Genomic DNA, 18,626 nt, shown 5'->3' on the forward strand with positions numbered 1-18,626 from the left:
CGCATAATAACAATAACATTTGAAAGTGAGGTGGGATACGTAATGTCTAAGCAAGGGATGCAAAAAAAGGATCAAACGAGAAAGCAAATCGAAAAACAAGATAAAAGAAATGATGTGGAATTAGGTAATGAATTTCAAATTGGAAATACAGGTTCACAGAGCCAAAAAAAAAGCGGGCGGCAAGTAAACAAAAAACCATTCTAACTATTATTTCTTGTTAAACTAACCAATGTGGTCAAATTCTCATTTCTCACGTATTATAATGTAAACGCTTGGTTCACAAATATTCAGAAAAAAGTAACCATCATTCCACCCATTTTCGGGCAGTAAACCATTAAGGTTACTTTATTTAACCGATGTTCATTTTAGTAATCAATTAAGGGTTAAGGGTTTTCTATTTTCACTTTAGAAAACCCTAGTTAACCCTTTTCTCGCAATAGCATTACCGTTTATAAGAGCTTCTTTTCTCCACTTATACAAAGTCGGTTCTGTTATTCCTGTGTTTTCACTGATTTTACTTATAGATTCATTTATAGGTAGCATCATTCTCTTCAAAATGGCTTCTGTCATTTCTTTTGTATATCATTTTCCAGAAATCCCTGTCATATCGATCGACCTCCGTGTTATTTACTTAACTATAACAGTAAAGTATCTTACGACAACTATCCTAACAGAGGGCATCCTTCACTTGATATAGGCAATGATATCGAAACATGTGTGCCCAGTCCGACTTCACTTTGGATGGTTACTTTTCCGTGATGTTGATCTATAATTTTGTAGGTCAGCATTAAGCCAAGCCCAAACCCCTTTTCTTTGTTCGAGTAGAATGGCTCTCCTAATTTCTGTATACGCTCTTTCGAAATTCCTACTCCGTGATCAATTACATTCACTTCCAACCTATCTCCGTAACATTTAATTCCAATATACAGAGTCCCACCAGTTTCCATTGCTTCGATCCCATTCTGAATAACATTAAAAAATGCTTGTTTAAGTAGCATCTCTTCACACCAAATGCTAGGCACCTCATCATATTCAAATTCAATATGGACATCATTTACGATTGTATGTGTCTTTAGTGATTGAATAACATCTTGAAGTAAGCGAGTCATGTCCTTCATTTTATAAGACTCTAGTTGAGTCCTCCCAAGTAAAGCAAATTCATCGACAAACGTTTCAATTTGCTTCAAGTCACCGATCATAACATTAAGGCAAAGATCGTAATCGACCACTCCGTCCCGAGATGTACTTATTAATTGCGTTAGTCCTTTCAATGATTGCAATGGATTTCTAATTTCGTGCGCAACACCAGCTGCAATCTGTCCAATCGCTAGTAATTTTTCTGCTCTTAAAAGTGATTTCTCTGCTTCTTTTTGCACTGTAATATCCCTTAGATGAACTGCCCAATTGCAGACTTTACCACACTGATCATTTATAGGTGTGATGGAGAGCATCATGTGATAAGCTTTTTCTTCATTCGTTACTCTGATCGTCTCTAAAGTAGATAACTCAGAATTAGAAGTTAAATCCGAGTTAGATTGAGAAGTAACGACATGATGATAGTAATCTCTCATTTGTTCTACCAAATGAGGAGGGATGGAAGGGCAACGAAGAATATGAAAGCCCTCAAGATTCTCTTTGCGCCATCCTAGTAATCGTGAAAAGGCGCTATTTGCTAATACGATAGTCGCATTAAGATCTAATAGAAGGATGGGATCTCGATTATTTTCAATAAAAGATTCGCACAGGTCTTTGTGGACTAGCTCTAGCTCCAACTTCACTTTTCTTTGTTCCGTTATATCTTTCATGTACAAAGAAATATTGACAATTTGACCTTCAATTTCGTTTGGAACCATTATAACTTGTAGCTCTACATTGCCCCCTTTTTTATCGTTAACCACTGATTCAAACTCATGAGTCTCTCCTTCAACTACTTTGCCAAGGTAATAATTAAAGGTTTCAAATTCCTCAGAAGAAATCAACTTATCATAGTGTAAGTTTAACAGTTCATCATCGGAATACTTGAACAATTCCGATGCAACCAGATTAGAGTAAACGATATATCCGTCTAGGTTCATGACACAAATAGCGTCATGGTGATGTTTAAATAAAAATCCATAGTTATTGGGAGCAAAAACTTTATTCTTATCTTCAATGTTTTTCAAAACTAAAACCTCACTTATTATACGAAGCCCATAAATCATCTCAAATGGGGGATCCGTTACAATTTCCACTCTATTTGTGCTTTTCTTATTACTTACTCATTTAATTCTCTTGTAAAAACTGGTGATTACTTCCCCCCTTCTTTTTTGCTGAAATTAATGCTAGATCTGCTCTTTAAAGCAGAGGATAATTAAATTATTTTCAAATGAACAACGAAAATGTATTCACCATTTTGACAATCACTTATTTTATCGCTATTACAGCGATTTCCACATTCATAGTATTATTGAAAATTTCAGTGAAATATTAGAACCTTTTTTAAGCGAAAATATTAATATTCGTACATGGGCACATGTTGAATGGAAGAAACAGGATGACATTTCAAGTAAACTTGAAGAATTTGAAAATCTAGCAGACTGTAGTGTTAATGAAATGGGTCTTATGTCCGTATGTGCATATGATTCTTCGGATGTCTCCGCATCTCTTCAGACTACTATGATGCGAAGTCATGAATACCTTATGACAGATAGAGAGTTTGTTCGATCCTCCTTATACAGAAATCCTCGTTTAAGGAGTTAGAACTTAATTAATTTTCACATAATTGATGTTTTACTGTATTTTTTAAGTTTAAAGTCAATTCGCAAATCACAGACTAGGATGAATAGAATACGATGCTCAGATTTGGTTATCATAGATGATCTTATGTTCATGGCTCTGGATCACCGTGAAACTAACCTATTCTCAAATAAAGGCCTGCTGAATACTACCAGCATTACCATCATCATTAAGCTCATTATTTCTTCTTGACGCTCGTGAACAATCACCACATAATAACAAACAGATAGAATCGTTGATAAAATAATAAAAGAAGTAGTTCTGTTTACGTAAACACCCTCCGATTAACCTCTAACCTCATAAGGGGGAAGTTAAGTACATACGAAAGGGGCACGACGATGAAAATCATAGACATCTCGCAAGTTTTAAACTCAGCAACTCCGGTATGGCCTGGGGACACGCCATTTGCTTTTCATTTAAATTGGACAAAAGAACAAACCGGTTCAGTCAACGTCGGGACAATCAAGATGAGTGCTCATACTGGAACTCATATTGACGCACCTTATCATTTTTCTGATGAAGGTACACCTGTTTCCGAACTACCACTCGAATCCTATATTGGAAACGCATTAGTCGTGGATGTCACAAACCATCAAGCCATTTCTAGTCAAGCTTTAGCAGGTATTGACCTGACAACTATTGAAATGGTTCTACTTAAGACAAACTCATGGATCGATCATTCAACTTTTCCAGAAAATTTTTCTTACCTGAGAAGTGAGCTTGCTTCCTACTTACACAAAAATGCAATTCGTTTAATCGGTGTCGACGTTCCCTCCGTTGACCCTTTAGATAGCAAAACATTAGATGCCCATCACGCTTTACATAAGCATAATATTTCCATATTAGAGGGTCTTGTTTTAAAAGATGTCAAACCAGGAGTTTATGAACTGATTGCTCTTCCTTTAAACATCGAAGGCGCTGATGGTTGTCCCGTCCGTGCGGTGTTAGTTGAAAGATAAAACGAAGATTTGTATGAAGCGAGGAGCCTACTTAGTTTTTCAAGTAGGCCCTACAACATTTATCGTCCGGATATTTCATATAATTTAGGGATAATCTTAAAAACACGTTCAATCGGAATCGCTAAACCATGACCTTCCTCTTGACTTCCTATCGAAGGAATCGTCCGAGCGTAAACGACTCCCACTACTTCACCACTCTCTGATAAAACCGGACTGCCACTATGCCCAGGGAAAATCGCATTTGAGATCTTTAAAACTTGATATGGAGCTTCGTCATTGAGAATTTCTCCTTTATTGACAATTTGTGTTTGTGATAATGGGTTTCCAATCACAAAGATCTTCTCATGTTCTACTGCATCCTCTACACGCAATGGTAAAAATGGTAAATCATTACCTTTAACTTTTAACAAAGCAACATCTAGTTCCTCATCAGATTGCAACACTTCTGCGTGATACATCTCTCCACTTGGGAATATCACTGCTAATGGCTGGCGATTATCGATCACATGATGATTTGTTAAAATATACCCTTCTGGATGCACAGTAAATCCAGTTCCTTTCCCACCATCCCCTTGAATGGTCACAACCGCTTCTTTAAACTCCATGATATGCTCTTGCTGGCTTAATTCGTCGGATGTCCGAGCTAACTCTCTTGAATCTAAGGAGAAAAGATTAAACCAGATGTTCGCTCCTTGTAGGACAAGAATGACTGCGATAGCAGCTCCGATTAATCGAATCATCATTTTTTTCGTTTTCTTTTTTTGTACCTCTTCTTCTGTTTCCTCCTCATCAAAAAGAAAGTCTTCTGGTTTCGGTACATATTCCTCTTGCTCTTCTTTTTTATCAAATTGATCTGAATCTTTCATCCAATCCCCCTCTAACAGAGATCATTTTAATAGAAGCAATGAGCGAAGCCGTTGCTTGTTTTAAGTCATACATCAAGTGGGTTTCTTGTCGTTCGACCACAGCGTATCAAGCCATTCATCTTCTTTAAACATCTTTTCACACTGCTTGAATTGTGGTTGCAATATTATCAATTTCTTTTTTTGAACAAAACCGAAACTAAAACATATACTTATCAGTTTAACAAAAAAGAAAACATATGAATACTAGGGCATTGAAAATGACTTCTCGAAAAGCAGCAATAGCTCCGCAATGAGTTTCAAGCCTACTGAAAAAGGCCGATGTCTATCTTTTCAGTGACCTTAGCAATCAACCTTTTTCTGTAGGCTTATGAACACATATGAGATTTTATTTTTGCTCCTTGTATTAAATAATTGGTTGTTGGCTTTTTTTGCTTTATACTAAATATACAATCGACTGAAGGTAATAGGAGGAGTAGGTTATGGAGAAGATTACAATTGATGGTGTTCAAGAATTAATTGATACGTTCGCCAAGCAAGAGATCTACCTGCATTTAGAAACAACTAACGGATCTTATGCGTCACATTTTGACGAATCCTTTTACTCGGCAAGTGCTTATATTCGCAATGCGAAAGTAGCGTATGAACACGGAAAAATCATAGGACAAGGCCCTTATCGCATTGGACTTAAATTAGAGATCGGTTGGATTTATGCAGAAGGCCTAACCCATTTTGAATTGGATGAGAAAGGTCGGCTACTACTTGCAGGCCACGGTAATGATGGAAAATTAGGTGTTGCACTGGAAATCAGTAAAACCCCTTTTGAATAGAGAGGAGAATTACAATGAAAAAAGAACGTCACATTCTTGTTGTATTCCCGCACCCTGATGATGAAGCATTTGGAGTCTCTGGAACGATCTCCATGTACGTTGCTAATGGGACGCCTGTTACATATGCTTGCTTAACACTTGGAGAAATGGGAAGAAACTTAGGAAACCCGCCGTTTGCAACACGGGAATCCTTACCAACTATCCGCAAAAAAGAGTTACTGAACTCCGTAGAAGCAATGGGGATTCAAGATTTAAGGATGCTTGGACTCCGTGATAAAACAATTGAGTTTGAAGATGACGAAAAAATGACTCAGCTCATTGAAGCGTTAATTGCTGAATTGAACCCTTCGTTAGTTATCAGCTTTTATCCAGGCTACTCTGTTCACCCAGATCATGAAGCGACAGCACGTGCAGTAGTTCGTGCAATTGCTCGTATGGATGAAGATACTCGCCCTACACTTCATTGTGTCGCTTTTTCCAATAATCACGAACAAGAAATTGGTCCAGCAGATATTGTGATCAATGTTGAGGCTTTTGCTGAGCAGAAAAAAGCTGCCATTCGAGCTCACCTTTCGCAAACAACGTGGATGCTTAAGGAAATGGAACCAAAATGGAACATGGGCGATACAGAAGCACTAGAATGGTTGAATACTGAACGGTTTTGGACCTATTCTTTTTAGTTGGTCTTTTTAAGCTGTCTCGAGTGAGACAGCTTTTTTAAATTTCAACATTGGACTTGCACGTTTCTCCTACCCCCTTTATAATATATAACTTGTGAATAGTAATTGAGGGGAGTGATTCTGTGCTATTAACAAAGCTTGGGGCTGAGGAGGAAAAAAAAGACCCCGAAGAGCTAGAGCAGAATTTAGTAGATCTTGAATTCCAAGTGTTTCGAATGCAAGAGAATGTAAAAGAGATTGCAAAGAAATGGCAAATCATTGGGATTGAACAAACAAAAGAAGAAAAATGGGTGATTGTGTCTATAGTAGATGATGGGCATGCTTGTAAAGTCATGCTAAATGATTGTGAATCAGCCTACCGAGGAGTCTGGGACTTCTCCATTCAAGCCAAATACGAAAATAACTCGACGATTCATATCGGTGACATCAAAGGCGAAGAAAACAAAGGCTACGGCTCAATCTGCATGGATTACTTAAAAGAACATGCCAAAGATCAAAACGTCCAATACATCAAAGGCGACCTCGCCAAACGTGATTGGGACCATCTTGACAGACTCATCCATTTTTATGAGAAGCATGATTTTGATGTTGAGGTTGATTATGAAAACCGTTGTGGCTCAATCGTTTGCGAGCCTTATTGCTGATAGCGGAGTTTACATTAATTCCCTGTGATCATGTGCGGTCATAATTTTGGTCATAATATAAACAGATTAAAAGTTGTTATCTAAGAGCTTTGCTGCTTCTTGTTGCATTGTTAGAGTTGCATGACCGTATATCCCTAAAGTTGTTTTATTATCTTTATGCCTTAATCGTTCTTGAACAACTTTAGGGTTTATACCTTTACTCAACAAATAAGTTGCATGGGTGTGCCTGAGATCGTGATAGCGTATCTTGGGCAAACTTAATGCTTTGATTATATTATCAAAACTACTACACAGGTAATTGAAAACGCAAGGCGATAGACTGGAGACACCCAATAGCATAGATAACCCAATTGACAAACCACTTACTCCATCAATAGATCGTCACATCATCTACAGCAACATCGTTGTGAAGGTGATTCTCCACGACCCTTTCCATACTTTCTACAATCATATCGCCTGTAGGGAATTAACAAATCGAGAAGCTCATGGTGAATTTTTGTGCACTCTTTACATTGAAGACGCCGTATGACTAACCTCTCTTTTTCCCCTGAACACCTATACCAGACACGCTTGCGACTGCCAATCACCTTTACGGCACCTCCACAGCAAGGGCAGGCATTAACATCAACTTTCGGAATATTCAGATTAGATAAAACAGTACCTGTTAAGGCTCAATAACCCCAAAAGGAATCAACCCTTCTCAGCATTGAGAACCCATTTCATAAAAAAGAGAGTAACTGGATAAAATGTTCTAAACCCTGTCACTCTTATTGGCATTATCGAATTTGAAACGATGTTGTTGAAGAAATACTTTCGTAATTACTGATTGTTGTATCCGCTTTTGTTTGGTATGTTCCTTTTTTTGTATTTCTTTTAGTCGACATCACAAATGTAACACTACCATTTAGATTGGTTGTACCTCTTATAGTCGTTATTCTCCCTATTGGAGGTGTGATTGTAACTGTGACATCTGCATTAGAAAGTACCCTTCCATTTTCATCTGAAACTTTTACTGTTATCTTTACATTCTCTCCAGCAAGGTAAGAAGTTTTATCCGTTGACAGATGAGTACTTGTTTTTAATACTTGTTCTTTAATTGGCTCTTCTGCTATTGATTCTGTATAAGTGATTTACTTGGCTTGCTTTGGTGCTTGAATTAAACCATACCCAAACCAGTTATCTTTACCTTCCTGACCTAAATCAACTACATTTTTTTATAATTTCCAACGTAATTCTACGTGACTGCCGTTTGGAAAGGATTGCTTTAATAATGCTAGATTTCCTGCTATATATGGAGCAGCCATAGAAGTACCGCTCATACGAGAGTATTTATTTCCTAGAACCGTGCTTAATACACTCACCCCCAGTGCTGCTACTTCAATTGTATTTCCTGTTGCTGAAAACGAGGCTCTGTTATCTTTAGAGTCAGTAGCAGCTACACCAATTGTTGAATCATAACGAGCCGGATAGTTAACAGTATCTCCTGATCCATCTGATGACCGTTATTACCCACTGCAGCAACAACTAAAACCCCTTGGCTATATGCTTTATCTACGACTTGTTTTAATGTAGATGAATGGGATATAGTACCAAGGCTTAAGTTGACAATATCCATCTTATTAGTGATTGACCAATCAATTCCCGCAATAACATCATTTTGATCTAGTACTTTAACTGCATAAATACTAGATTCATAAGCAATCCCGACTGTTCCATAATTATTATTTCTTGCTCCAATGATGCCTGCTACATGTGTACCATGACCATTATCATCAAAGAAAGAAGAAGTATATGATGGAAAGGAAATTCCACCAGTAATAATTAAATCCTCATGCTTAGCAACACCTGTATCAACAACAGCTACTTTTACACCTTTACCTGTATATCCACTTTCCCAAGCTTTTGGAGCCTCTGTTCGAGTCATTCCCTAATCTTGTGTTTGATTTTTAACTTTCACTACTTTGTCCTGTTCCACGATTAAAACATTTGGATTTTTCTGCAATCCTTTAATTACAGCAGTAGGTATATTAATGGCTAAGGCAGGCACATTAGTATATTCTCTATTAATCTTACCTTTAACTTGTGATATCACATTTTTGTCTACTTTTCCTTTAAATAAAACAATGACTCTTTCATTCGCAATGGATTGTGCAGATACTCCTAAAACAGGTATAAATGTATATACTAATGCGAACACTAAAGACAATAAAAAGCCCTTCTTCACAGAATTTCCCCCTAAAATAATTGATGTAAAATTCTAAAAAAACCTCAAAAAAAGCCATTCCTAAGAATAGCAAGGGAATATCCTTTTCTACTCGGTAGCTGGCTGGCATATCAAATAAATGATGAAGCCCCTCAAGCTTTGCGTCCCAAGGTTTCCCTTGGTTTGCCATTTTCGGTTGGATTAAATATATCAGGTAATCTCACTTTTGAAAATGAGCAAAAACTCTCACGAAGACTCCAAATTTCACCAGTTCAATAAGTTAATTGTTTTTAAGTGGTACTTTTTTAAGTTCTTATTCCAATGTTTCTTAGCTCAAGAAGCCAAAAGAGCTACCATAATGTGTGTATTTGTAAACCAATGCAGGAAATAGCAGTATATATAAATAAGTCATATACGGGAATTGAATAATAAACCGCCTATTATGGCTCTCGTTAAATGCTAAGTTATCATAAGCTACCCTTTAGTAGAAAGAAAAAAGAGAACCTTATTAACATTGTTGTAATTGTCTGTTAATATAACAAAAGTAATCCTCTACTAAAGAACCCAATAAATCTACTATTTTTAGATATATAGCAATTTTTTTAGTATCTATTTCTTAAATAAAAGCACCCGAAGAAAGGACGTTTCACTTTGATAGAACTTTTACTAATCAATTTTCTTTTTTTACTTTTTCCGGTATTAATTTATTTCATCTATTTTGAAAACAATTTACATATTTATAGTAAAAAAGTTGTTATTTTACTTTCATCGATTACTATGGTTCTGTGTATGACATTTCCTATTAGATTAGAACCTGGCTTTATTTTCGATTTACGGTACCTTCCTTTTATAATAGCTTCACTCTTCGCGGGATACACCGTTGCTTTTCCGCTCTATATAGTTCTAAATCTATATCGCTTTATTATTGGCGGAGATGGCTTGTTGCCATCACTCCTTTTTTCAACATTTGTTTTTATTTTAGTACCTTTATGGAGCAAAAAATTTAATCAAGTTAGCTCTCAGAATCGAATTTTAATGGTAGGAATTATATCCTTTCTTACAATGGCACTTTACCTTTCAATCTTAAGTGCCTTTTTTCAAACATTAAATAAAGAATTTTGGTTTTTTGTTATCAATGTCCTAACGATTCATGTTGCCGGAATCATGATCATTATGATTTTAATAGAGAAAATCCTCTTTAATGTGAAATCCCGTGAAAAGATTATAGACTCAGATAGACTAAGTGTCATCGGTGAGTTATCTGCTAGTATTTCTCATGAAATACGAAATCCACTTACTGTAACTAATGGATTTCTTCAACTTTTAAATAAATCTAAAAATATAAGTCAGGATGAAAAAAGATATGTAAACTTGTCATTACAAGAATTAAAACGGGCTGAAAGAATTGTTAGTGATTTTCTTTCTCTTGCCAAACCTCAAGCTAAAAATATGGTTTCTTCTACCTTAAAAGATGAATTTGAGTATGTAAATAATATTATGATTGCTTATGCAAACATCCACCACGTAGATCTACAATTTACATTTAAAAATAATTTAATAACAAGGTACGATAAGAACCAAATCCAGCAGTGCTTAATTAATTTATATAAAAACGCTATTGAATCTATGAAAGAAAAAGGTGGCACACTTTCAATTGATGTTTCGGGAGAAAAGAAAAAGATAATTATTAAGATTAAAGATACTGGAATTGGAATGTCAATAGAAGAGGTTTTAAGACTAGGTAGACCGTATTATTCTACAAAAGAAGGAGGGACAGGTCTTGGTATGATCATGATTTATAGTACAATTAATAAACTTGGAGGAAAAATCAAGGTAGATAGCGAAAAAGAAATTGGTACAACTTTTCTTATAAATATTCCTGTTAATAAAAGCTAAAAATAGCGTTACTGTATTGTACCGTAGAATTTATAGCGTTATTCACTATGAACCGTTACTTCTATAATAAGAGTAATGTTTGATGGAAATTTCAGGTTTTAATTTTCTTTTTCTTCCTTACCTCATTACATGTATCCATAGATAAGTATTTAAAGACCTTAACTGGGAGCCTCTGTGCTTATTCTTATTCATTATACAAAAGGATTTCCACTCTGGCTTTTGCCCAACAAACTGAATAACATGAGACAAACCATTATGTAATTCTCCTTCATGACGGACCACTTCTCCCATAAACAATAAATATAGCTCCTACCAGGAACCAAAGATAAACAGCAGGTCATATAGGAGGTGTCGTCTTTACCTTCTTCCTTCTGTTTTTCCTTTTTTAATGCCTCACTGGTTTGTTGTACAATTTTTCTCTTTGTCCATTGTTGGTCTCCTTTATTGGTTTTATCCAAACATCCTTTGGTACGAATTATACCTAATGGGGTATATTAGTCAAGCTACCGCTAACCCCTAATTCTATTCCCCGGCATTAACAATGTTTTTAAATCGAGTATATTTCATATTTAAAAACCCAACACAAGTGAAACGCTTGACACTTAATTGGGCTCTAAAAGAAAAAACACTCGGATCCGAGCGTTTTTAAAACTAATTATAGTCTGTTCTATTTCTTAATGTTTCCCTACCATAATTGAACGACTAAAACACTACGTTTGTTGATTTAACCCAACAGTCTTTTACAGTTTTAATAATCAACTGTCTTCAACATCGCCCACATACTTGGTCCAACTCCCTCGGCTGGCTCTTTAGAAGGAAGAAAAATGGTGAATTCAATTAATTGACCGTTAAACTCTTTAGCTACATGTGTGATGGATATTGGCTCTCCGTTCGACTCAACTATTTCATGTAAAGCAAATTCAACTCCAGTAAGTGGAACCTCTAATCCTTCTTCAATCTCTCCATCAGCATGCTCCATGATGGAATTCTTAATTTTATTTGGATCGGCATCGGTGCCATGGACTATTACTCGAGTAAAGAAGCTGTCGTCAATTTCAGAGAAAATTACATCGCGTTGAGGTTCTTCACTAACCAGTTGATAATCATCTAGTACGTAGATTGAATAACCAAGACCACTTCTATGGAACTGTGCTTTTCTCATCTCGGTTTCACCTTCGACTTCTACTGGTATTTCTTTGATATCAGCAGGATCACTTCCGCTTGAAGGTGCAGGGTTTACTTCCACTTCAGACTCTTCTATTCCCCTACTTGAAGCTGCAGGGTCTATTTCCACCTCTGGCTCTTCTATTCCCCCACCAGAAACTGTACCAACTTCTTCCGTGTTCTCTGAAGCATTCGTGCCACAACCTGCTAGACCTGTAAAAATAAATGCCATACAACTAACTATCATAAATTTTTTCATGTTCAATTCCTCCATAAGTGATTATGTTCTTTTCACTTATAGAACGAGCGATTCCTTAAAATGGTTTCATTTTTTAACGTAATATAAAATAGCTGAGCGATCCTGTTAACATTCCTAGAAGTGCTCCACCTACCACTTCTTCTGGCATATGACCTAGTCGTTCACGTAACTTAACTGATCGCTCGCGGTTAGTGATTTTTTTGTGTATCCCTGTTAAATGTTCTAGTTCTTTATCCATTTCATTTACCTTTAATGTTAATTCACCTGTTTGTCTTCGAATACCTTGTGCGTCGTACATAACAATTAAGCCAAATACAGTTGATAAAGCAAAGTCGACAGATGGAATTCCACGGTCTAAAGCTATATAGGTTGCCAATGCTGTTACCCCAGCTGAATGTGAACTAGGCATACCTCCTGTCTCAACAAGAATACTAGGATCCCATTCACCCGTTTTTGCTTTATTTATTGGAATCTTTAATGTTTGTGCAATACCGATTGTTGCTAATGCGGTTATCATTGGTCGATTCATAGGCTTCACCTCATTTATATCGTTTCAAAAGAAGTGAAGAAGTATGCACATCTCTTATTCGACCTTGACTACCTTTTATGTTCGATGGGTCTTTTCATAAAACAAGACCCATTTTTACTTGAATCTCATCTTCATTAATGTTAATAACACTCAAAACTTCAATGTCCCCATCATTCTTTCTTACTCTTTTTTTTATAGAGGATAATTACTCCAACACAGATTGCAAATAGAAGAAGTAAAGGACTTAATCCAATCAAAAAGATTACAACACTTGAACTTAGATGAATGATCGTATTGATCGTTTCAATAAAAAGTTTCTGAGAACGTTCCCATGTATTTAAGTCCTCCCCTTGAATCGTCGCTGATAAACTATTCTCTTGAATATGAAAGGAAATGGTTGAGAATTCTACTTGATTCTCAATGTATTGCTTCCTCCCAAGCATCTGTTCGATTTCAGCTTGGACAGTAGCTAACTCATTAGAAATTTTAAGCAAATTCTCTGTATTATCAGCTTTATTCATAAATCCGAGTAAGCGCTCTTCGACCACACGTTTTGCTTTTAACCTTGATTCAAGGTCTATAAATTCTTCGGTTACATCGTTTCCAGATGTTTGCTGTTCAATGGTTTTCCACTCACGATTAGCCAAGTGATCAAGTAATGGTTGAAAGTCTTGCTTTGGGACTCGTACAGTCATAGAGCCACTAAGTTGCCCCTCCATATCTTCATGATAGTTGGATTCAACAACATAGCCCCCCATACTTTTTACCTTTTCTTGAATCTCATCTCTCGCCCTGAGATAATTCTTCACTTCAAACATAATATGTCCATGATAAATAACCATACGACTCTCACTACTGAATTCATTAGCAACTGAAATCTCTGCTGTGTCGCTCTCTATCTCCATTTCTTCGACATTCGCTAACGACTTAGAAGAGTTCTCGGTCCCACCACTCATTTCTTCGACACTACCCTTAGATTCAGTTGCTTCCTCTTGGTTACTACATCCGAATAGCACAAATATTAATCCAAACACAGTTAAAAAAAGTTTCAACCTGCTCATAACCCACCTCTGTTTTTTTATAATGAAACGAAATGAGATGAGTAATAGTTACAAATAAAATCATTTACTATTCTGTTGCCCAAACGGCAAATACCCGTGGTTTAGCACCAGGTATCGCGGGTTTCACTTTCCCCATTCTGGTTTAAAGGTCTTGCCAAGTAACTGCTAAGCGAGCACCATTATGATAAACATTCTATTTTTGGGTCATATCTTCGTCTTTTCCAACCTGACCATTAGTGCCGAACGCGGATCGCTTGGCTTGGAACAACCGTTGTTATGGTTGCGATTCGCTTGGATTAACGGCTTTGTCTCTAATTAATTTAAGAAAAGCAAATGATGATGACCGCAAAGAGGTAAAAGCATTATGCAATTCTCTTTTGGTTGGTAGATATATGCCAGTATTCGTGTAGGACTTGTCTTACTTATGTCATTTGCATAAACCGCAATGGCACAAAACATCAGCTATTTCTCATATTGGCCTTTTGCTGCCATACAAGGTGAGATATTCGACCTACTTTTAGAAAAATCAAACAAAAAACAAACTTAAATTAGTTTGTTTTTTCATTAAACTGCTTTATATTTTATTACAATCTCTTGAAGTTTCAAAGCAAGCCCTATTTTCTCATCTACTTTTAATTGGCCAGTCGTAAAGGCCATTGTTGTATTTAGAGCACCGCTAATCATCTGACAACTTTAAGATGATATCTGCCTCCGCTAAAACTTCTTTCTACATATGGGCCCTTCCTCCTTTAAATTACACCTGAATAGAACCGGCATCCGTTAAGTCAAATTGAAAAATACGATCTTTCTCATTTTCTATGTGTTGAGGATTCTCATTCACTTTATAAATAAATGATTTCAGCTTATTAAGCACAGTATTCCCTACCTCCTTTTTCTCTTTAAATCTTATTCTCTCTTTGTGTAAGCGGTTCCTTTTTTATTTTGACGAATATTATCAGGATTTTCTAGAAATAGTATAAAGCAAAGGAGGATGCATCATATGGAAACAATGAAAATTTTGCAGTATGCTTGTACATTACTTGGAACTGGATGCTTAATTTTTACTTATGTACAAATGGCTAAGAAAAACAAAAAAGAGAGTGAGTAAAGAGGCCACTGAAAAAGGTACGATTTACACCTATTCAATGGCCTTCCGATTTTCACCTTTTTCAGTAATCTTCCAAATACCTTGGTCACTCTCTTTCCTTATTAACTGCACTTGTTGATTTCAAAAAAAAAACATTACTTTTTTCACGAGTTGTGCGCAATAGCGTTGGAGACCAGACTGTTTTCAATGACCTTTAATATAAAAATCACTTGAACCCTCTTGGAATGATTGAAATTCATTGCAAGCTTCTGCACTAATAGGAAGTGTCAAACTATGATGCTTCAGCAAAATAACGACCTTTACTTCCGTAGACTTCAATTCTACCGTTTCTACATTCGCCATCATTATCAGTTCTTTCGTTTACTTACATCAACCAACTCATCCTCTTCTTGTTAAGCGTTTCAAGTAAGATCTCTTGTCTTTTTAATGTCTTAACGATGGTAACAATGATAATAATCACTAAACTAGCAATCGCCACGGACAGAAGGACACTAAAAAGCATAAAGAGCCCCGTAAAAACATCCATTTAGATCACCCATCCATATTCTGTTATTCTTTCTCCGTATAATACATTAAAGCTACCGCCCCTGGACCTGTATGGGTACTAATAACCGGGGAGGTTTCCGTAATCGTTACAGGAATATCTTTTATTTGTTGAAGGGTTTCTTTTAATTTATTAGCTAGTACTTCTGCTTCTACTTGAGCAATCCCAATTGCCCTTACCTTCATTCCCCTTGTTTCTTCCACAAATTGTTTTTTATAGTATTCAATCATTTGCATATGAGTACGCACTTTATTAACCGGTGTGTACACACCATCAGCAAGTGAAGCAATTGGCTTTATTTTCAGCAAGGATCCCAACAAAGCTTTACCGCGACCGATACGACCACCTTTAACAAGATACTCTAATGTATCAACCATAAGATAAAGAGATGTCTGATTTCGGACTTCTTCTAGACGGGCTAGTATTTCTTCAACAGTATGACCTTTTAACGCCATCTCAGCCGCTTCTACTACTTGAAAACCCATCGCATGAGAAATAAATTTAGAATTAACAACCGTAACGTTTTCTCCTGCTAGGTCAGCTCCAGCTCTAGCAGAATTGACAGTTCCGCTCATGCCTTCTGTTAAATGAATGGAAAGAACATGAGTCGTGTCTGGGTCATCTAGAAGACGGCGGTAGGTCTCTTCAAAATAGCCTGCAGCCGGTTGAGAACTTTTTGGTAACTCATCAGATGATGTTAACAACTTTACAAATTCTTTTTTCGTAATGTCTATTCCATCTAAGTATGTTTTTCCTTCAATCGAAATCGATAAAGGAACAATTTCAATTCCGTATTTCTCAACAATGTCTATTGATAAATCACTTGTTGAATCTGTTACAATTTTAATTGTCATACCTACATTCCCCTTTTAAGTCAAAAATCCTTTATATGAATCTGAAACCCTTGACATTGCGTTTATTAACAGCTAATGCTAAGCTGCCCTATCCTAACACAGTTATAACGTTCGTGAAAGTGAAACGCTATTTCCCTAATGTAAAGTGGATATCTTGATACGTAATGTGCTCGGGTAATGCCTCTTTTATTGGTTTTAGGTAATCCGATCCCACTTCATTTGCCACCTGTAAAATAATTTCACGATCTTCTGGTTTTACATATTGTTCTAAGCTTAACTCGACTCCGTCTTGCTGAGCTTTAAGCAAATGTTTAATAATCGTTTGCTCTGAAAGAGATAAAACTTCAGCTAAGTGTTCAATGCTATCCCCATCGTGAAAACGTTTAGCTGTTTCTAAAAACTGTCCTTTTTTTGTTTTTCTTCCTTTATTAGCAGGCTCGACTTCCAAATCCATTGGTTGTTTATCTTTAAATTGCTGAAGAATCTCTAAGAATGCTTGTCCATACTTTTCTTGCTTTTGCTCTCCAACTCCTGAAACAGAAGAAAATTCCTCAATCGTTAATGGAATCAGCCGACTCATTTCTTTTAACGTTTTATCAGAGAAAATCATATATGGGGGGATGCGACTTTCTGTTGAAATCTGTTTACGTAATTCTCTTAATGCCTCAAACACAACATCGTGCTCTTCACTCTGGATCGCTGTCACTGTCTCTGTTAAAAACACTTCCAATTCACCCATTAATACCTGAACCGCTTTTTCCGTTAACTGAATGGTTGGATATGTCGTTCCCATTGGTACTAAGTATTCTTCAGCCATTAAGATATCGATAAATTCGGCAACATCTTTTTGAGACCAAGTTTTTAAAAGTCCATAAGTGGTTACATTGGTTAACTGCAATTGCTTCAATTTCTGATTGGCAGAACCGACTAAAATTTGAGATATAATCGTTTTTCCAAATCGTTCTCTAGTCCTTTTCACCGTAGAAAAGACCATCTGGGCTTCTCTCGTTTTATTCACCTTCTCACCAGTTTGAACACAGTTCGAACATTTCCCACATGTCTTATTACTATCATCACCGAAATAGTTTAAAATATATTGTTGTAAGCAGCGTTCAGTATGGCAAAATGCAGTCATTTGTTGCAATTTTTTGTATTCCATCTCTTGTCGTAATTCATTTCGATCTGATTGCTCGATTAAGAAAGCTTGCGTACGGACATCTTGTGGGCTAAACAATACAACACATTCACTAGCTTCCCCATCTCGTCCAGCTCTCCCTGCTTCTTGATAATACGCTTCAATCGTCCGTGGCAAATTATAATGAACAACAAATCGAACATTTGATTTGTCAATACCCATTCCGAACGCATTTGTGGCAATGATGATGTTTACTTCATCATGAATAAAAGCCTCTTGACTTCTCGAGCGCTCTTTTTCATTCATTCCGCCGTGATAGGCTGCCACACTGATTCCACTAGAAGATAAATGCTGATAAATTTGATCAACTTCTTTTCGTGTTGACGCGTAAATAATACCGGATTCTTTTTTCTTTGATGTTATATATGAATCAATAAACCTTTTTTTGTTTAAACCTTTTTTCACTTTAAAAGTTAGATTCGATCTTTCAAATCCCGTTGAGATTACATGATGTTCACCTATATGCAAAAAATTCTGCAAATCTTTACATACTTCCGTCGTCGCTGTTGCCGTCAAAGCAAGCACTGTTGGATTTTGCTCCAGTTGTTCGAGCCATGAAGAAATAGATAAATAGCTTGGTCTGAAATCATGACCCCATTGCGACATACAGTGAGCTTCGTCAATGGCAACCAAGGAAAGTGAGATACGGCTTAGTAGTTGTTGGAACTGATACTGCTCAAGTCTCTCAGGGGCTACATAAATTAATTTATAAAACCCGTCTTCAATGAGGTTCTGCCTCTCTCTTTCTTCAGATACAGATAACGTGCTATTTAAATAGGTAGCCGGAATATTCAATTCAGCTAAAGCATCGACTTGATCCTTCATTAAGGAAATTAATGGCGAGATCACTAAAGTAATACCTGGTAATACAAGAGCTGGTATTTGATAGCAAAGTGATTTCCCTCCCCCAGTAGGCATAATTCCAATTGTATCGGTACCATTTAATATTTGTTCTATAATCGTATGCTGGCCTTGTCTGAATGAATCATATCCATAAATCGATTTAAGTTTATCTTGTGCTAATTGCAATCTGTTGTACTCCATCAGGATTCCCCCTTTTTT

General features: G+C 36.5%; 21 protein-coding genes, 2 pseudogenes and 1 riboswitch. Of the genes and pseudogenes, 7 read left to right on the top strand and 16 right to left on the bottom strand.

The window, feature by feature from the left end; all coding sequences use genetic code 11:
- Positions 1-42 precede the first annotated feature (42 nt).
- Positions 43-204, top strand: coding sequence for a hypothetical protein (locus LDX58_RS17555; protein ID WP_227938115.1), 162 nt, complete (start codon positions 43-45; stop codon positions 202-204).
- Positions 205-662: 458 nt separating this feature from the next.
- On the opposite strand, the gene LDX58_RS17560 is transcribed toward LDX58_RS17555, so the two are convergent.
- Positions 663-2,162 carry a PAS domain S-box protein gene (locus LDX58_RS17560; protein ID WP_227938116.1) on the bottom strand — a complete coding sequence of 500 codons (1,500 nt, stop codon included), beginning with the start codon at positions 2,160-2,162 and terminating at the stop codon, positions 663-665.
- 220 nt (positions 2,163-2,382) lie between these two features.
- Here LDX58_RS17560 and LDX58_RS26805 point away from each other — a divergent pair, with 220 nt between their 5' ends.
- Both LDX58_RS26805 and kynB read left to right on the top strand, forming a co-directional pair.
- The gene (locus LDX58_RS26805; protein ID WP_227938158.1) at positions 2,383-2,739 is read left to right on the top strand and encodes an MEDS domain-containing protein; all 357 of its coding nucleotides are present in this window, start codon (positions 2,383-2,385) and stop codon (positions 2,737-2,739) included.
- Positions 2,740-3,113: 374 nt separating this feature from the next.
- A complete protein-coding gene (gene kynB, locus LDX58_RS17570; RefSeq protein ID WP_227938117.1) occupies positions 3,114-3,734 on the top strand; it encodes an arylformamidase in 621 nt (206 codons plus the stop codon).
- Between the two features lie 59 nt (positions 3,735-3,793).
- On the opposite strand, the gene LDX58_RS17575 is transcribed toward kynB, so the two are convergent.
- Positions 3,794-4,600, bottom strand: a complete 807-nt coding sequence (locus tag LDX58_RS17575; protein WP_227938118.1) for a S1C family serine protease — start codon at positions 4,598-4,600, stop codon at positions 3,794-3,796.
- 479 nt (positions 4,601-5,079) lie between these two features.
- On the opposite strand from LDX58_RS17575, the gene LDX58_RS17580 reads away from it, so the two are divergent.
- From LDX58_RS17580 to LDX58_RS17590, 3 genes are all read left to right on the top strand, one after another.
- Positions 5,080-5,427 (top strand): YojF family protein, encoded by a 348-nt coding sequence (locus LDX58_RS17580; RefSeq protein WP_227938119.1) that lies wholly within the window; start codon positions 5,080-5,082, stop codon positions 5,425-5,427.
- A gap of 14 nt (positions 5,428-5,441) precedes the next feature.
- On the top strand, positions 5,442-6,107 hold the full coding sequence (gene bshB2 / locus LDX58_RS17585) for a bacillithiol biosynthesis deacetylase BshB2 (protein WP_227938120.1): 666 nt from the start codon (positions 5,442-5,444) through the stop codon (positions 6,105-6,107).
- Between the two features lie 122 nt (positions 6,108-6,229).
- Positions 6,230-6,751 carry a GNAT family protein gene (locus LDX58_RS17590; RefSeq protein ID WP_227938121.1) on the top strand — a complete coding sequence of 174 codons (522 nt, stop codon included), beginning with the start codon at positions 6,230-6,232 and terminating at the stop codon, positions 6,749-6,751.
- Between the two features lie 66 nt (positions 6,752-6,817).
- On the opposite strand, the pseudogene LDX58_RS17595 reads toward LDX58_RS17590, so the two are convergent.
- The 6 genes and pseudogenes from LDX58_RS17595 to LDX58_RS17615 form a co-directional block, all read right to left on the bottom strand.
- Positions 6,818-7,012 (bottom strand): annotated as a pseudogene (locus LDX58_RS17595) (tyrosine-type recombinase/integrase); the annotation flags it as partial.
- Between the two features lie 125 nt (positions 7,013-7,137).
- Positions 7,138-7,395, bottom strand: coding sequence for a DUF6431 domain-containing protein (locus LDX58_RS26810; protein WP_372459238.1), 258 nt, complete (start codon positions 7,393-7,395; stop codon positions 7,138-7,140).
- Positions 7,396-7,527: 132 nt separating this feature from the next.
- Positions 7,528-7,881: an MG2 domain-containing protein gene (locus tag LDX58_RS26815; RefSeq protein WP_372459239.1), complete on the bottom strand. Its 354-nt coding sequence runs from the start codon at positions 7,879-7,881 to the stop codon at positions 7,528-7,530.
- A gap of 84 nt (positions 7,882-7,965) precedes the next feature.
- Entirely contained in the window at positions 7,966-8,196 is a 231-nt protein-coding gene (locus LDX58_RS26080; RefSeq protein ID WP_308017556.1) for a S8 family serine peptidase, read from the bottom strand.
- Positions 8,187-8,675 (bottom strand): S8 family serine peptidase, encoded by a 489-nt coding sequence (locus tag LDX58_RS17610; protein WP_265416743.1) that lies wholly within the window; start codon positions 8,673-8,675, stop codon positions 8,187-8,189. Before LDX58_RS17610 ends, LDX58_RS26080 begins: the two co-directional genes overlap by 10 nt.
- 3 nt (positions 8,676-8,678) lie before the next feature.
- The gene (locus LDX58_RS17615; protein ID WP_227938122.1) at positions 8,679-8,975 is read right to left on the bottom strand and encodes a hypothetical protein; all 297 of its coding nucleotides are present in this window, start codon (positions 8,973-8,975) and stop codon (positions 8,679-8,681) included.
- Between the two features lie 90 nt (positions 8,976-9,065).
- A riboswitch (cyclic di-GMP riboswitch) is annotated at positions 9,066-9,152 on the bottom strand.
- 453 nt (positions 9,153-9,605) lie between these two features.
- On the opposite strand from LDX58_RS17615, the gene LDX58_RS17620 reads away from it, so the two are divergent.
- Positions 9,606-10,850, top strand: a complete 1,245-nt coding sequence (locus LDX58_RS17620; protein WP_227938123.1) for an ATP-binding protein — start codon at positions 9,606-9,608, stop codon at positions 10,848-10,850.
- A gap of 213 nt (positions 10,851-11,063) precedes the next feature.
- Here LDX58_RS17620 and LDX58_RS17625 read toward each other — a convergent pair.
- From LDX58_RS17625 to recQ, 8 genes and pseudogenes are all read right to left on the bottom strand, one after another.
- A pseudogene (locus tag LDX58_RS17625) lies at positions 11,064-11,144 on the bottom strand (SAM-dependent methyltransferase); the annotation flags it as partial.
- A gap of 454 nt (positions 11,145-11,598) precedes the next feature.
- Positions 11,599-12,273, bottom strand: a complete 675-nt coding sequence (locus tag LDX58_RS17630) for a DUF8580 domain-containing lipoprotein (protein WP_227938124.1) — start codon at positions 12,271-12,273, stop codon at positions 11,599-11,601.
- A gap of 73 nt (positions 12,274-12,346) precedes the next feature.
- On the bottom strand, positions 12,347-12,802 hold the full coding sequence (locus LDX58_RS17635) for a divergent PAP2 family protein (protein ID WP_227938125.1): 456 nt from the start codon (positions 12,800-12,802) through the stop codon (positions 12,347-12,349).
- Positions 12,803-12,972: 170 nt separating this feature from the next.
- On the bottom strand, positions 12,973-13,863 hold the full coding sequence (locus LDX58_RS17640; protein WP_227938126.1) for a DUF4349 domain-containing protein: 891 nt from the start codon (positions 13,861-13,863) through the stop codon (positions 12,973-12,975).
- A gap of 564 nt (positions 13,864-14,427) precedes the next feature.
- Entirely contained in the window at positions 14,428-14,547 is a 120-nt protein-coding gene (locus LDX58_RS26820) for an SCP2 sterol-binding domain-containing protein (RefSeq protein ID WP_227938127.1), read from the bottom strand.
- Between the two features lie 788 nt (positions 14,548-15,335).
- Positions 15,336-15,497: a hypothetical protein gene (locus LDX58_RS17650; RefSeq protein WP_227938128.1), complete on the bottom strand. Its 162-nt coding sequence runs from the start codon at positions 15,495-15,497 to the stop codon at positions 15,336-15,338.
- Positions 15,498-15,520: 23 nt separating this feature from the next.
- Positions 15,521-16,369 carry a DegV family protein gene (locus LDX58_RS17655; RefSeq protein WP_227938129.1) on the bottom strand — a complete coding sequence of 283 codons (849 nt, stop codon included), beginning with the start codon at positions 16,367-16,369 and terminating at the stop codon, positions 15,521-15,523.
- A 127-nt stretch (positions 16,370-16,496) separates the two neighbouring features.
- A complete protein-coding gene (gene recQ, locus LDX58_RS17660; protein ID WP_227938130.1) occupies positions 16,497-18,608 on the bottom strand; it encodes a DNA helicase RecQ in 2,112 nt (703 codons plus the stop codon).
- Positions 18,609-18,626: the final 18 nt, after the last annotated feature.

It is taken from the genome of Alkalihalobacillus deserti (genome assembly GCF_020734105.1).
Lineage (GTDB): Bacteria > Bacillota > Bacilli > Bacillales > Bacillaceae_D > Halalkalibacter > Halalkalibacter deserti.